The 13,620-nt window shown below is 52.0% G+C and carries 15 protein-coding genes; 8 read left to right on the top strand and 7 right to left on the bottom strand.

The features are described 5' to 3' along the window. The first annotated feature begins 75 nt into the window (after window positions 1-75). The 4 genes from cadR to ABD035_RS02915 all read left to right on the top strand — a co-directional run bounded on the left by cadR (window position 76) and on the right by ABD035_RS02915 (window position 3,282). Window positions 76-519 (top strand): Cd(II)/Pb(II)-responsive transcriptional regulator, encoded by a 444-nt coding sequence (gene cadR / locus ABD035_RS02930; RefSeq protein ID WP_212714946.1) that lies wholly within the window; start codon window positions 76-78, stop codon window positions 517-519. 153 nt (window positions 520-672) lie between these two features. Next, window positions 673-1,554: an extracellular solute-binding protein gene (locus ABD035_RS02925; protein WP_425579699.1), complete on the top strand. Its 882-nt coding sequence runs from the start codon at window positions 673-675 to the stop codon at window positions 1,552-1,554. 8 nt (window positions 1,555-1,562) lie between these two features. Beyond that, complete coding sequence (locus ABD035_RS02920; protein ID WP_212714944.1) at window positions 1,563-2,345, top strand: molybdate ABC transporter permease subunit; 783 nt, start codon at window positions 1,563-1,565, stop codon at window positions 2,343-2,345. Window positions 2,346-2,667: 322 nt separating this feature from the next. Then, window positions 2,668-3,282, top strand: a complete 615-nt coding sequence (locus ABD035_RS02915; RefSeq protein ID WP_343867565.1) for an RBBP9/YdeN family alpha/beta hydrolase — start codon at window positions 2,668-2,670, stop codon at window positions 3,280-3,282. A 345-nt stretch (window positions 3,283-3,627) separates the two neighbouring features. Here ABD035_RS02915 and yfiB read toward each other — a convergent pair whose 3' ends face one another. From yfiB to ABD035_RS02895, 4 genes are all read right to left on the bottom strand, one after another. Continuing rightward, complete coding sequence (yfiB, locus tag ABD035_RS02910; RefSeq protein ID WP_343867563.1) at window positions 3,628-4,104, bottom strand: outer membrane lipoprotein YfiB; 477 nt, start codon at window positions 4,102-4,104, stop codon at window positions 3,628-3,630. Beyond that, the gene (dgcN, locus tag ABD035_RS02905; RefSeq protein ID WP_343867561.1) at window positions 4,101-5,318 is read right to left on the bottom strand and encodes a diguanylate cyclase DgcN/YfiN; all 1,218 of its coding nucleotides are present in this window, start codon (window positions 5,316-5,318) and stop codon (window positions 4,101-4,103) included. The genes yfiB and dgcN overlap by 4 nt, the downstream gene beginning before the upstream one ends. A gap of 4 nt (window positions 5,319-5,322) precedes the next feature. Continuing rightward, on the bottom strand, window positions 5,323-5,901 hold the full coding sequence (yfiR, locus tag ABD035_RS02900) for a regulatory sequestration protein YfiR (protein WP_343867559.1): 579 nt from the start codon (window positions 5,899-5,901) through the stop codon (window positions 5,323-5,325). Between the two features lie 537 nt (window positions 5,902-6,438). Next, window positions 6,439-6,609, bottom strand: a complete 171-nt coding sequence (locus ABD035_RS02895; protein WP_212714939.1) for a hypothetical protein — start codon at window positions 6,607-6,609, stop codon at window positions 6,439-6,441. Between the two features lie 239 nt (window positions 6,610-6,848). Between ABD035_RS02895 and ABD035_RS02890 the strand changes: the two genes are divergently transcribed. Further along, the gene (locus tag ABD035_RS02890; protein ID WP_343867557.1) at window positions 6,849-7,844 is read left to right on the top strand and encodes a LacI family DNA-binding transcriptional regulator; all 996 of its coding nucleotides are present in this window, start codon (window positions 6,849-6,851) and stop codon (window positions 7,842-7,844) included. Between the two features lie 5 nt (window positions 7,845-7,849). On the opposite strand, the gene ABD035_RS02885 is transcribed toward ABD035_RS02890, so the two are convergent. From ABD035_RS02885 to ABD035_RS02875, 3 genes are all read right to left on the bottom strand, one after another. After that, window positions 7,850-9,244, bottom strand: a complete 1,395-nt coding sequence (locus tag ABD035_RS02885) for a glycoside hydrolase family 32 protein (RefSeq protein ID WP_343867555.1) — start codon at window positions 9,242-9,244, stop codon at window positions 7,850-7,852. A 372-nt stretch (window positions 9,245-9,616) separates the two neighbouring features. Then, window positions 9,617-10,474 (bottom strand): PA4780 family RIO1-like protein kinase, encoded by an 858-nt coding sequence (locus tag ABD035_RS02880; protein WP_343867553.1) that lies wholly within the window; start codon window positions 10,472-10,474, stop codon window positions 9,617-9,619. 501 nt (window positions 10,475-10,975) lie between these two features. After that, on the bottom strand, window positions 10,976-11,728 hold the full coding sequence (locus ABD035_RS02875; protein WP_343867551.1) for a histidine phosphatase family protein: 753 nt from the start codon (window positions 11,726-11,728) through the stop codon (window positions 10,976-10,978). 191 nt (window positions 11,729-11,919) lie between these two features. On the opposite strand from ABD035_RS02875, the gene ABD035_RS02870 reads away from it, so the two are divergent. Genes ABD035_RS02870 through ABD035_RS02860 form a run of 3 tightly spaced genes read left to right on the top strand, consistent with a single transcriptional unit; the run spans window position 11,920 to window position 13,330 of the window. Then, window positions 11,920-12,243, top strand: coding sequence for an antibiotic biosynthesis monooxygenase family protein (locus tag ABD035_RS02870; protein WP_343867589.1), 324 nt, complete (start codon window positions 11,920-11,922; stop codon window positions 12,241-12,243). Continuing rightward, on the top strand, window positions 12,236-12,625 hold the full coding sequence (locus ABD035_RS02865) for an amino acid-binding protein (protein WP_343867549.1): 390 nt from the start codon (window positions 12,236-12,238) through the stop codon (window positions 12,623-12,625). The genes ABD035_RS02870 and ABD035_RS02865 overlap by 8 nt, the downstream gene beginning before the upstream one ends. Further along, window positions 12,626-13,330 carry an ArsR/SmtB family transcription factor gene (locus ABD035_RS02860; protein WP_343867547.1) on the top strand — a complete coding sequence of 235 codons (705 nt, stop codon included), beginning with the start codon at window positions 12,626-12,628 and terminating at the stop codon, window positions 13,328-13,330. Window positions 13,331-13,620: the final 290 nt, after the last annotated feature.

The raw sequence follows: 13,620 nt of genomic DNA, 5'->3' as shown, positions 1-13,620 counted from the left end.
TCCCATCGGGTGTAACCTGGTAATGACAGTAAAAACCCTGAAGCCAGTATAGGGTCAAGAGGTGGAGGAAAAAAAATGAGGATTGGTGAGCTTGCCAGACAGTCGTTATGCAGTGTCGCAACCATTCGTTACTATGAGCGGGAAGGGCTACTACCTGAGGCTCTTCGGGATCAGGCCAATAATTACCGTGACTACACGCACCGGCATCTGGAAACGCTGATGTTTATCCGGCGCTGCCGCGCGCTGGATATGGCACAGGATGAAATTAAGCGCCTGTTGCAGGCCCGTAGTCAGCCTGAAGCCGGGTGTGAAGTGATTAATCAGTTAATTGATGAACATCGCTCGCATGTGCAGGCGAGAATTACCGAGCTGGTGGAACTGGAAAAGCAGTTAAGTGAGTTACAGGCGTTTTGCCATGATAATTTGCCTACCCGGGATTGCGGTATTCTGAAAGAACTTGAACAGCCGGTTTCAGAGGCGCCACTGCTGACAGGGAAACATATCAGCAGTACACATTGACCCGGAATAAAATTCTGTCGCACTGTTCGATTATTAAGCATAAACAGATTGTATTTCCGGAAAAACCTCCCGATAATCGCTATGTAATTAATTATATAACGGAAGGAAAAAAGGATGTCTAAGGGTAAATTAATCTGTTCGTTAGCCGTTATTATGTCGGTCAGTCTTCCTGCACTGGCCTCGGAAAATATCCGTGTCACTTACGCCGGCTCGATGGGGAAAGTGATGGACCAGGCCCTGGGGCCGGCCTTTGCACAGCAGCAGAAAGGTGAATATCAGGGACAAGGTCAGGGGGCTTACGGGATGGCCCGCTTACTGGCCAGCCATAAAATCACCGCCGATGTCTTTGTCTCCATTACCCCGGGCCCGATGCAGATACTGAAGGATGCCGGTCTGATCGATAATGCCGTCCCGGTCGCCAGTACCAGTATGGTCATTGCCTATAGCCCTAAAGGTAAATATGCCGCTGAGTTTGCCGCCGCGAATAAGAAACAGGACGGAAGCTGGTTAAATGTACTGGCGACGCCGGGACTGCAGTTTGGCCGTACCGATCCTTATCTGGATCCGAAAGGGCAGAATATCGTCTTTACCCTGTTACTGGCTGAAAAATATTATCAGAAGCCAGGCATTGCGGATCAGGTGATGGGTTCGGTACAGAATCCCCGTCAGGTGAACCTTGAAGGCGGTTTACTGACGCGTCTGGACAGTGGTCAGGTGGATGCGGCTGCCGGATATGAGAGCGAAGTGATTTCCGCCCGACTCCCTTATGTCAAACTCCCGGACGAAATTAACCTCAGTAATCCGCAAATGGCGAAGCAGTGGTATGACAATGTCAGCTTCACCATCAAAGACAGCAAAGGGCAGGATAAAGTGCTGCACACTCAGCCTCTGGTCTATTACGCGGCGGTACTGAAGAATGCGCCGGACGGTGTGGCTCAGGGACAGAAATTTGTCGATTTCATGCTATCCGCGCAGGGGCAGAAATTATTGCAAGCCAACGGTTACGCCAGTCCGAAAGGCAATGCCCTTTACTGATCTGATCCATGAAATTACTGACCCCGCGGTTGTCACTGCTACCGGTGCTGGCTTTGCCGGCGCTGTTTTTGCTGGCATTGCCGTTTGCAACCTTACTGGGGATCACCCCCTGGAGACACTTTAGTCTCGCCTATGGCGACAGTCATGCCGTCATGGTCTCGATAGGCTACGGCTTACTGGCATTATTGCTGATTGTGATCATCGGCTTACCTCTCGCCTGGTGGCTGGCAACATCGGTCCGTGGCGGGGGGATCCGCCGTATCGCGGAGTTGCTGGTGTTACTGCCACTGATGACCCCGCCCCTGGCCATGGGGATATTACTGATCTCTGCCCTGGGGCCTTACAGTTTGCCGGGCCAATGGCTGGCGGCAGTGGGGGTGACACTGGTGAATAACCCGCTGGCATTTTTACTGGCGCAGATTTATGGCGGTTTACCTTATTTTATTGTCACTGCTCGTTCGGCTTTCTCGGCCGTACCGGCCGCGATTCTGGAAGCCGGCAGAACCCTGGGGGCCGGGCCATTTCAGCGCTTCCGGCTTCTGGTTTTGCCGTTATCGGCTTCAGGGCTGGCATCGGCGGTTGCGCTGGCCTGGGTCAGGGCGGTGGGGGAGTTTGGTATCGTGATGATTTTTGCCTATTTCCCGCAGGGAATGCCGGTAAAACTCTATACTAATCTGCAGAATGATGGTGTGGATGCTGTGTATACCCTGGTATGGATCCTGCTGCTGGTCACGCTGCCGGTACCTTTGCTGTGTTTTATGCAAACAGCAAAACGTGAACGAATAAAATAATCGCTGGCGTCCTGTTGCCGTCCGGTTCCGGGGCGGTTATCCGGTCCCGGGACCCGGTACGGTAGAACGGCGGTGCAGGGCGACGGCAGTTTCCGGCAAGACCCGGTCATCCGTGCCGATACTGGCGGATAATCGTTTATCCGCACTGTTCTCATCCCCCTGCTTACTCTTGCGGGTCACTACCGTGACAGGCTGCGGTAATCTCTTTTGGTTGTATGCTTTGCTTATTTTTCATGTTGCGAAAGTCTTGCGCGGGAGACAGACTGCTGCAAACTATTCTGCCCCCGCCGTTGCGAACCAGGGTTTTTGAGGAGAATGAGATATGGCATCACGACTGTTTATCGTGCACGGATATATGGCTGCACCTGAACACCACTGGTTTGACTGGCTGAAACAGCAGATGGCGCAGGCAGGTGTTGCCGTGACTGTCTGTCGGTTACCGGCTTCACATACGCCGGACCCTGACGCCTGGCTTTCTGCACTGGAAGAAGATATCGGCGAGCCGGATGAAGATACCTGGCTTATCGGGCACAGTCTGGGATGTATAACATTGCTGAATTATCTGACCCAACGTCATCCGCAAGCCTCTGCCGGAGGGTTATTACTGGTTGCCGGGTTCAGCGAACCGGTGCCGGGGCTGGAAGCACTCAGTGCTTTTACCCGCACCCCCGTCAACGGCACTTCCGTGATCCGCCGGATCAAACAACGTGCAGTGATCGCGTCCCTGAATGACGATATCGTCCCGGCCGAATATTCGTTACGACTGAGTCAGCAATTAGCGGCCCGTTTTTACGGATTACCTGAACATGGCCACTTTCAGGGGAGCGACGGTGTGGTGACGTTCCCTCTGGTCGCGGAACTGTTAAAACAATTCCGGGCAGAGAAAGTGACCGCGGATGAAATCTCTTTCTGCGGGGAAGCTGAACAATCATCCTGACACCCGGTAAATGCCCGGCCTGGCCGCCGTCCTCAGGAGCATACTTTGAGTAAAGATATTACCCGCAGAACGGCGTCTGCCCCAGGGGGCCATGCATCGTATCGGTCTTCAGTGTTGATGGCATACGGACAGAAACTGACAGACCAGACTCTTTGTATCGCAGGAGCAGAAAAAACGGGGCAGGGCTATCTTCGCAGGTGCCCCGGCGGGGAGGATAGTGCGGTAACGGGGCGGGTTTGATGTGGAGGGGGGGCCGGAATGCGACCCTGAGCCGCGCAAATCTTCCCGGATAACCCGCTGAGTCACCTCTCTCCGGCGCTGAAACCTGTGCCGGAGAGGAGGCTGTCAGGGAGAGGAGATGATGATAGCCACACGACGGTTTTGTGCCCGCCCGTCACGGGTGTGGTTACTGGCAACGGGGTTATTCTTGCCCATCCCCCGGGTCAGGATATTTTCTTCAGGGATCCCGCCGCCGGCAGCCCATTGTGCAGCCACCGTGTTAGCCCGTTTTAGTGACAGCTGCTGATTGTATGCCGCGTCGCCATAGTTATCGGTATACCCGTAGATATGCAGATGCCTGATGCCGAGAGCAGAGAGATTCGCCGCCATTTTATGAATACTGGCTTTACTTTCCGCGGTCAATTGTGAGTCGTTAATACCGAACAGGATCCTGTCCGACAACCCCAATGACCAGTCCCCGCCCTGCTGACTGAATCCTTCCTGTTTCATCCCTTTTATCTGTTCTGTCGTAAATTTCCCACCAGACTGACAGCCGGCGGTGCAAAGAACACATAAAACGAGTAAGACAGACGCTATTTTCATGGGATCCCTCTTTTGTGTTTTTTATTTTTGTACATATTGATATCCGCCCGTTCGATAATATCTTTCTCGGTATCCGATGCGTGTGACCAGGTATAACCAATCGTCACCGAGGTGTTTATGTTCACACCGTTGTGCAGGATAATCGGTCTGGATATTTCTTCGGCGATCTTCTTTAATAAACTGCTGACCTGGGGCTCTGTGGTCAGGTTTGTCATCAGCATGGCGAATTCATCACCCCCTATTCTGGCGACCATATCATTTTCTGCTTCAAACTGGCTTAAACGCTGGCTCACGGCTTTCAGTACCTCATCCCCGGCACCATGCCCCCAGTTGTCATTGATATATTTAAAACGATCACTATCAATAAATAATAAAACAAAGCGTTCATGTTCTGCTTTGCTGATCAGCTGTTGCAAATGGATGATGAACGCCGAACGGTTGTAGATACCGGTCAGAGGATCTTTCAGAACTTTATCTGCCAGCGACTGATTTTCACTTAGCAATGAGGCCTGAAGTGATTGTATTTCTGAAAGTAATTTGTTGATGTCATTAGATAAAATATTAAACTCTTTGATTTCTATTGGCGGGACCCGGCGGGAAAAATCGCCGGACTTAATAATGTTATGGATCAGAAAGGTAATATTCCTTAGCGAATTAACAATGCCTTTGTGCAACCGCTGACTGACAAAGGCTGATGCTGAGATGACAAAGACAATTCCTGTCAGCAGAATGATCACCGAGTATTTTATAAAATCGACAACCGCATTGACGTTACCGGTGATGGTTAAATGCCCCGCAATTTTGTTGGCATGCACAATATCATTGACCAGAGGGGCAGAGAAAATCCATTGCCGAATCAGGTTGTCTAACCGGTTACCCGTTCCCTGTTCCGTAATATTTCCCCATTGAGCGATCACCGTATTCTTATCCGTGGTCAGTACGGCGCAGCTGAACATCCCTCTGACTCCGGATTGTGCAATTTTTATCGTGGCGTCGTGCGAATCTTCAAAAACCACACTGGCCGTCAGACTGCTACTCAGAATGGTGGAGATCAGTTCAAGGTTTCTGACTTCATAGCGTTTAATAAACAAAATGGATGTCGAGAACAGAAATAACCAGCAAAAAAACAGGATCAAGGTGGCATTAATTGCACTGACTTTACGAAGCCGGTAAATCAGTGATGCTTTGTCCTTTCTGCTTTTATCGTAATCCATGACATCAGTATCCTTTACGGGAAAGTAACAAGACATCAGGGCTGACCCGGACCCCGCTTCTGGAGAGTGAGTCAAGATTGACTGAAAATGCGGGAGGTGTCTGATTCATCAGCAGGCAAAAAACGGCTCCTGATATACATTCCGGATTATTCTCAGCGATGGACAGCGTGGGTTTACCTGCAGTGGTTGCCAGAATCGCAGATTGCTGGCGTGGTGTTTCATGGCCGAAATAAATGGCGTCACATTGCACGTCTGGCCGGCTTTTCCAGTCTGTAATATAGGTTACATTGAATGACCTGGCTGGCGTCATATTTGCGGCATCTGCTGAAAAGGCGATATGTTTTGCTGAAGAGAACACACAGAGTCTGGGCAGACCCGTTTTTCCGGGCCAGTGGGTAAAGCTAATAATACCACTGACAATCCGGTTCGCTGTGGTATCTGCTGCCGGGAAGGAAGCCTCTGCAGATTTTGCTTCAGGCAGCAGCAGGCAGAGCAGTAACAGTGATGTTAATACTTTTTCCTGAGAGTGGGTTCGCAGATTCCTTATGCCACGTGATCTCAGCACTTTCAATGGTTGTATCATGCAGATATAAGGCCCACAGAAAATTCATACGCAGCACGGAACCCCTGTGCCCGATGACAATGGACGGAGAAAATCATAAAAATAGCCTGCTAAGGTATATACGCCGATAATATCCGGGGCTGTGGTCTGATATTCTGACAATAATAATAGTCACTGACCGGATGAAAATAACTGTCTGAAGACGGTGCGTTGCTCTTTTAGTAAGGCAGCCAGACATTAAATCCGGGAGTGAAGGAGGCAATATTTTCTTTCGGGGGAGAGTCATTGTCAACGGAGCTACAATAGGCAGACCCGATGATACGATCAGTATTCATTGGTTTTTTTATTTTAACCAGGGTTGCAGATTATTTTATTTTCCTGACTGCAACAGTAAGTAAAAATAATCTTTAGCAGGAAGAAAAACAGGGTGATGAGTTTCTCTTAGGCATAGGTTTTATCGCGTTGGGGCAGGAGAGAGGGCAGTGTCTGCCTGGCAGGGTACTGAGCACCCATAAGGCTCCCAAAGAAAGACCGGAGCCCGTGAAGGCTCCGGATAAATCAGGCCTGAGGTCCGCCGGCAGGGCCGTGACCCAGAGGACCACCAGGGACGGATTGTCCGCTTGGCGCTTCGGGTCTGCCATGATCGACGGCATCACTGTGATACTGACATCCAGCCAGCGCAGCCAGTGCAACCAGTACTAATAATCCTTTTGAGGCATTGGTAATCATAACTCACCCTTAAATTAACGTTAATGAATTTTGATAAATACAAATAAAGCGTAGTTGACTATTAATGATTCTGCAAAATATCACTTCAAAATATTTAACCTGTCAGCTCCGGAAATCTTTGAATAATAGCGGAGTGTTGACGAACCTCTCTCTCCGGAATGAGGGAGGAAGGGGGCAATTCAAGACAGTCACAGAGAGTTTTGCTAAAGTGCCCGTAACAGACAAAGAGCGGATGGTTTATGGTTTCATTAAAAGATGTTGCGCGCCTTGCCGGTGTCTCAATGATGACAGTTTCACGGGTTATTAATAACAGTGATTCGGTACGGCAGGATACGCGGGAAAAAGTCTCCCGGGCCATTGAAGCCCTGAACTATGTGCCGGACCTCTCTGCGCGAAAAATGCGCGGTAAGGGACGTCATCCCTCGACACTGGCGGTACTGGCGCAGGATACCGCTACCACCCCTTTCTCTGTGGATATCTTACTGGCCATTGAGCAGACCGCCATTGAGGCCGGCTGGAATTGTTTTCTGATCAACATCTTTTCCGATAGGGATGCAGCACGGGCGACCCGTCAGCTATTATCACACCGGCCGGATGGCATCATCTATACCACCATGGGCTTACGGCAGGTGACGATTCCGTCATCGCTACGGGACAAAAATATGGTACTGGCAAACTGTCTCAGCACCGATCCTGCACTGCCGGCTTATATTCCCGATGATTACCACGCTCAGTATGACGCAACCGACTATCTGATCCGAGCCGGTTACCGGCGTCCGCTCTGTGTCTGGTTGCCGGAAGGCGCACCTGCCACCGGCCCCAGACGGCAGGGATTTGAAGATGCCTGGAAAGCTGCTGGCCTGGAGATTGGGCCGGTCGCGCAATATTATATGGCCAGGGGCGATCAGTATGGCACGGATCTGGTTGCTATCCTGGAACCTTACCTGCGGGAAGGCCGTCCATTGTTTGATGTACTGGTCTGCGGTAATGATCGTGCGGCTTTTGTGGCCTATCAGATCCTGCTGGCCCGCGGGCTGAGGATCCCGCAGGATGTTGCGGTGCTGGGCTTTGATAATCTGGTGGGAGTGGGGCACCTTTTCCTGCCATCACTGACCACGGTCCAGCTTCCCCACGAGACCCTGGGCAGGGAAGCCGCCCTGCACATCATTGAAGGGCGACAGACCCGTGGTCCGCAACGGATCCCTTGCCCGCTACTGATCCGGGAGTCGGCGTGACAGCATCAACTGAGTTCTGATAGCTCTCCCCGGAGCAGGGATGCTTCCCCTTGCGCAGCATACAGTGAAAGCTGACGATCGTTTGCCCGGGGATAAATCCGTCCGGACAAAACCTGCCCGCTGTCATTAACGAAAACTTCCAGTGACGAAACATCGATAAAGATCCGCAGCGAAATGCGGGCTCCTGCGGGCAGACGGATACGCTGCTGATCATCCAGATCTACGTCGGGGTAGCAACGATGCAAAGTTAACCATCCGGCCTGTTGATCAATCAGCAGTCTTGCTCCCGAGCCCAGCTGTAATCCATAAATCTCTGCGGTGGTGTGTCCGGTATCCCAGCATAGCTCAGCTTCAATCGCCAGAGCATTATCATGGATGATACGGGACTCCCGCAGCCGGCCTGACGGAAGGGACTCCGTCTGCCGGCGTAAATTGATGACTTCCCGGACGGGCTGCTGGAGATATTTCCCCCCGGATTCAGTGAGTTCCCGGGGAAGGCTCATATACCCGGCCCAGCCCTGCGACAGCATCGGTACACCGGGGCCCGGGGAGAGCATGCTGGCAATCAGTATTCTTCTGCCATCCGGCGCCAGACAACTCAGCGGGGCCGAAAAGTTCGGTTCCCTGGCTGCAGAAGGCATCCCCTGAACAGAATGAAGGGTTTCTGTTGATCTGATCGGCGGGCGTTTCAGACGATCCTGCGTGACGGGATCGATGCCCTCGCCGGGGGCCGTCAGCAATAGTCGCTGCTTTTCAATAAAGTGATCCGCATAGCCTTTGATCGGATCTCTCACCGATACTGTGCTTCCGGCTAGTGTCCATTCCGATAATGAATTTCCCCGGTAAATCAGACTCTGTTCTGTCTTTTCCTCACTGAGACCATTAACAACCATCCACCATTGATCGCCATGAGAGCAGACTTCCGGATCCCGGAATTCAGAGATCCCCGCCGGAGGCGAGAGGATCACGCCCTGTTTTTCGAAGCGGACTCCATCTTCGCTGGTGGCAAGACACAGTGACTGGCCCGTCGTATCCTCATATTGTGCTGTGTGCTGGCCGGTATAGATCAGTGATAATTTGCCATTATCATTGACTGCGCAGCCGGAGGCACAGCCCCCGCCATCCGCTTCGGTGTCCGGAGCCAGGGCGAGTGGCTCATGAAACCAGCGGAGCAGGTCTGTACTGGTGGCATGCCCCCAGTACATCCTGCCAGGTTCTGCACTCAGGGGATTATGCTGATAGAAAAGATGATACCGGTCCTCAAACCAGATAAGACTGTTTGGGATGCCCATCCGGCCAGCGGGCGGAGCGAGGTGATAGCGCGGGTAAAAGGCATTTCCGCGATGGATCATCTGTTGTGTCAGTGCAATCTGGGCGGCATACAGCGGAGAGAGGATCATCTTCATTTCCGGAACGGGTGATTGTTAACGTTAACTTTTTTATTCAGACAATGTCTAATCGGCTATCCGGGATGATAAACGTAAATGTTAACGTTAACTATTGTTTTTGAAGACATCGCGTACCCGGCCTTTTGTTTAATAAGCAGATGATCTTCAGGGGGGCTGGGGCTGCTTCAGGGCAGAGAGAGGATGCAAGGTTCCGGAGAGAGCATCACTGAACATGTTTTTAAGAATAAACTGACGCGTGCTTCCGGACAGAGAATGGAAAAATTAACTGCTGGCCTGACAGATGCAACGGCCGGTGATCGGCCGGCGGTAAAGTATTCGTTGAGGGGGAGTTACATCGGGAGATATCAGCATGAGAGAGGGGGACTAGTCTTCCTCGTCACGCGCTTTTCCGGCACGTAGTCGTTCATAATGTTCGTCTTCGGCGGTAATAATCTCATCCAGCAGGGAGTCCATGTCGACCGTATGTGCTTCTTCTTCAAACAGCCCGGTCAGTGGGGTTTCCGGCGTAAGTTTGCCGTTTTCATACAGCAGCCAAATCTCTTTCGCATACCGTGTATTCAAAAGTTGTGGTGCAAACCGGCCATAGTAAGCGGTAATATTCCCGACATCGCGGGCAAACATCGACTCCGCGTGATTGTTTGCCGACGCATCCACCGCCTGGGGCAGGTCGATGATCACCGGCCCTTCAGCCGCCTGTAGCACATTGAACTCTGATAAATCCCCGTGCACTATCCCGGCACATAGCATACGGACAATGTTACGGATCATAGTGTGGAAACCGGCCAGCGCTTCTTCCCCGGTCTGCATGACATCACTAAGACGAGGAGCTACCGCACCTTCTGTATCCGTCACCAGTTCCATTAGCAGGACGCCATCAATGCACATATAAGGCTGAGGAACCCGGACACCGGCATTCTCCAGCCTGAACAACGCATCCACTTCCGCTGTCTGCCAGGTTTCTTCCTGCTGTTTGCGCCCGAATTTAGAATTTTTCTGCATTGCCCGGGCACTACGTGAATTACGAACGCTGCGTCCTTCACGATAATGCACGGCCTGTTTGAAGCTGCGTTGAGTGGTTTCTTTATACACTTTGGCACAACGGATTTCTTCACCACAGAGTACCGTATACACATCGGCCTCTTTACCACTTTTCAGGCGCTGAAGCACCGCATCGATCATTCCGTCATCGATGAGTGGCTGGATTCTGTGAGGAATTTTCATGCGGCGTTATACCTTATTCAAGCCGCTATTCTTAGCAATAACACAGAAGCAGATACTGTAAAAATGGGCAGTGTGTGGATGAATTTTTTTTGATTATACCGGATAAAAGAAATTTTGGGATCTCTCCGTTAAACGCATAAGTCATCACGATTGTGGATTCAAAACCACTCATTATCCCGTAACACGTTCTCCGGGCCCGCAGCCGTCTCCGCAGAACCGGGCCGCAGGCATCCGTCACGGTAATATTTCAGCGACCGTAAGATGAGCAACCGAGCCGGACATAACATCATCGTGGGGGATATGCCCCGGAGTTAGCTCTCTTCCGGTTGCCCGGAGAGATTTGTTACGCCCATAGCCTTTCACCGGGCATATCTTCCGTCAATCCGGGCGTAAACCACAATTCCGGAGGGGCTTCTCCCTTATTCCGGTACAGAGAGAAGCGCTTTAACGGTTAACAGTGAATGAGTTGCGGTTCCCCCGGGCCAGAGGGGAAAACATCCTTTACTGAAACACCGGCAGGTCTTTGCCGTCATTAACCCGATGTGCTTTCGCCAGTTGCGTAAATACATTCAGCGGACATAACTCCCCGACGGCGGTATGCCGGCATCCGGAGTGTCTGAATTCCGCGACCGGCAGAGGGTCCTGCGCATTTAACGGCGAAAGCTGACGCCATTGGTCTGATGTTCTGGCGGTGAAGGTCAGACGGATAAACCGTTGTCCGGTCTGTTTATCCGGATAGTTTTCGATGAGCAAAGCCTCGCCTGGCGGAATATCGTTGCGGGGGTAGAGTGGCGGCAGTTGCCAGTTAAAACCAGGCATCGTCTGGATTGGCGCAATATTCGTATCATGCGCAGTAAAGATAACCAGAGGACTCAGTAAAGTATCATTATCTGATCTCTGCGATGCATTGCTGCCCTGTACAGGGATAAACGCATGGATTATCTGGCGCATTAACAGCGAACCGCCGTGGCTGGCATTTTCCAGGGGGTCACTGACAAGATCATATTTAGCCGCATGTAATGCCATCAAATTACTGACCTGACGGGCATCTCTGGCATGACCAAAGGCGACCCTGGACAGTGGCAGGTTTTCGCTGTATTGCAGCCGGATGGTTTCGCCAATATTAGACCCTTCGGAGAGCGGTCCGCCTGATTTTATTTTGCCATGTTGGCTGATATTGATTTTCCAGGGGCTATCAGGAAACCGGCAACTGTCTGTCGTCTCTTTACAGACCGCCTTACGTAAATCAGCCACTGCTTTCTTATAGGTTCTCTGCCTGAGCCGCGGGGTGAGGGCGTTGTTCACTCACTGACAGGGCAGTGGTGCAGATAACCGCCAGCTATGCCCTGATGCCCTGATGCCCGGAAGCCATACTTCGGTACAGAACGAAGCGGGATGTTATTACCGGTATTAGCATGAGTGAACATTCCCAATGGAGAGACATCATGATAGCCGTACTCTTTGAAGCAGATATCCGTGCTCAGTCACAGGAACGATATCTGGAACTGGCCTCAGCACTAAAACCGATCCTCGCGGAAATCCCGGGGTTTATTGCGATTGAACGTTTCCGCAGCATGAATGACCCTGAGAAAGTACTGTCCCTTTCATGGTGGCAGGATGAGGACGCTGTACTGCAGTGGAAATACCATGCCCTGCATCTGGAAGCTCAGGAAGAAGGTAAGCGATCTGTTTTTTCTTCATACCGGATACGTGTTGCCAGTGTCTGTCGTGATTATTCTTCGGATAAGAGGCCTCTTCAGCATGTATAACATTCATATCATCCTGCGCAATACCCCGGGCGCATTGGCGATGATGGGCCGCTTACTGGGGCAGAACCGGATTGGTCTTGAAGGTGGCGGAGTATTTACGGTGGGCGAAGAAGGGCATGCGCATTTTCTGGTTGAAGAGGGAGAAAGAGCGCGCGATGTGCTGACACAGGCGGGGTTCGATGTCAGAAGCGTATGCCGGCCATTGATCCGAAAATTATCACAGGAAAGGCCGGGGGAACTGGGTGAGATTGCCAGGTCACTGGCGCAGTGTGGTGTGAACATTCGGGTACAATACAGTGATCACCATAACCGGCTGATACTGCTGACCGATAATGATAACCAGGCCGCGGAAGCGACCAGACAATGGGAAACTGCAAGTTAAATGAGCCACGGCAACTATGGAATAAAGAGTGAGGCAGAAGATTCGCTGGAACAGGCGATGTCAGTCTTTGCCTCGGCTATCGCCGATCCCTCCAGGGCCAGCATTTTATGCGCCCTGATGGATGGCAGAGCCTGGACAGCAACAGAGCTCAGCATAGTTGCCGGGATAGCCCCTTCGACTGCCAGCGGTCATCTGACCCGTTTGCTGAATAACGGGCTGGTTGTCTGCCTGATGCAGGGACGTCATCGCTATTACAGTCTCGCCGGTGCGCACATTGCGGGGTTGCTGGAAAACCTGATGGGAGTTTCTGTGCAAACCCGCCATACCGCCGTGACCCGGACACCTGTACCGTTGCGGTATGCCCGTACCTGTTACGATCATCTGGCCGGCGAACTTGCCGTAAAAATCTATGATGCTTTATTGAGGGAGAACTGGATTGTTGCGGACGGCAGCGCTCTGACCGCAGCAGGAAACGCACACTTCACAAAAATGGGCGTGGTAATGGATCCCCGATCCCGACGTAAGCCTTGCTGCGCATGTCTTGACTGGAGTGAACGACGCTTTCATCTGGGCGGCAGCGCCGGGTCAGGTTTACTGTCGCTGTTCGATGCGAAAGGGTGGATCCAACGCACCGCCGGCTACCGTGAAGTCCGGGTCACTGAAAGTGGCAGTAGCGCATTATCCCGCTGGTTTAATCTGAAATAGCGGCAGGATACTCCCTGATGCCGGGAGTGTCTGAAGCGCGTATCCCCGCGTCTGGCAGACCTCAGGTAGTCGCCTGGCCTTCTGAGCAAAGCGCAAAACGGCACAGATCCCTTTGTCATTTTTATTACGGGCGAAGATCGCAGAACTCTCTGACACTCTACCCTCATTTCAGGGCCAGACCCTGGCACCCAGCCCTTCAATTTCACCGGTCAATGGCCTCCATGATTCCGTACCGGACAGCCGGATTTCACGGGCCGATCGATGCGCATCAGGGGATGGGGGAAATCGTA

The organism is Tatumella terrea (genome assembly GCF_039523755.1).
Classification (GTDB): domain Bacteria; phylum Pseudomonadota; class Gammaproteobacteria; order Enterobacterales; family Enterobacteriaceae; genus Tatumella; species Tatumella terrea.
This window is presented reverse-complemented; position numbering and strand designations above follow the sequence as displayed.

Excerpts from the sequence above, each read along its gene's own strand:
- cadR (WP_212714946.1), top strand. The coding sequence starts at position 76 with ATGAGGATTGGTGAGCTTGCCAGACAGTCGTTATGCAGTGTCGCAACC.
- ABD035_RS02925 (WP_425579699.1), top strand. The coding sequence starts at position 673 with ATGTCGGTCAGTCTTCCTGCACTGGCCTCGGAAAATATCCGTGTCACT.
- ABD035_RS02920 (WP_212714944.1), top strand. The coding sequence starts at position 1,563 with ATGAAATTACTGACCCCGCGGTTGTCACTGCTACCGGTGCTGGCTTTG.
- ABD035_RS02915 (WP_343867565.1), top strand. The coding sequence starts at position 2,668 with ATGGCATCACGACTGTTTATCGTGCACGGATATATGGCTGCACCTGAA.
- yfiB (WP_343867563.1), bottom strand. The coding sequence starts at position 4,104 with ATGAAAATAGCGTCTGTCTTACTCGTTTTATGTGTTCTTTGCACCGCC.
- dgcN (WP_343867561.1), bottom strand. The coding sequence starts at position 5,318 with ATGGATTACGATAAAAGCAGAAAGGACAAAGCATCACTGATTTACCGG.
- yfiR (WP_343867559.1), bottom strand. The coding sequence starts at position 5,901 with ATGATACAACCATTGAAAGTGCTGAGATCACGTGGCATAAGGAATCTG.
- ABD035_RS02895 (WP_212714939.1), bottom strand. The coding sequence starts at position 6,609 with ATGATTACCAATGCCTCAAAAGGATTATTAGTACTGGTTGCACTGGCT.
- ABD035_RS02890 (WP_343867557.1), top strand. The coding sequence starts at position 6,849 with ATGGTTTCATTAAAAGATGTTGCGCGCCTTGCCGGTGTCTCAATGATG.
- ABD035_RS02885 (WP_343867555.1), bottom strand. The coding sequence starts at position 9,244 with ATGATCCTCTCTCCGCTGTATGCCGCCCAGATTGCACTGACACAACAG.
- ABD035_RS02880 (WP_343867553.1), bottom strand. The coding sequence starts at position 10,474 with ATGAAAATTCCTCACAGAATCCAGCCACTCATCGATGACGGAATGATC.
- ABD035_RS02870 (WP_343867589.1), top strand. The coding sequence starts at position 11,920 with ATGATAGCCGTACTCTTTGAAGCAGATATCCGTGCTCAGTCACAGGAA.
- ABD035_RS02865 (WP_343867549.1), top strand. The coding sequence starts at position 12,236 with ATGTATAACATTCATATCATCCTGCGCAATACCCCGGGCGCATTGGCG.
- ABD035_RS02860 (WP_343867547.1), top strand. The coding sequence starts at position 12,626 with ATGAGCCACGGCAACTATGGAATAAAGAGTGAGGCAGAAGATTCGCTG.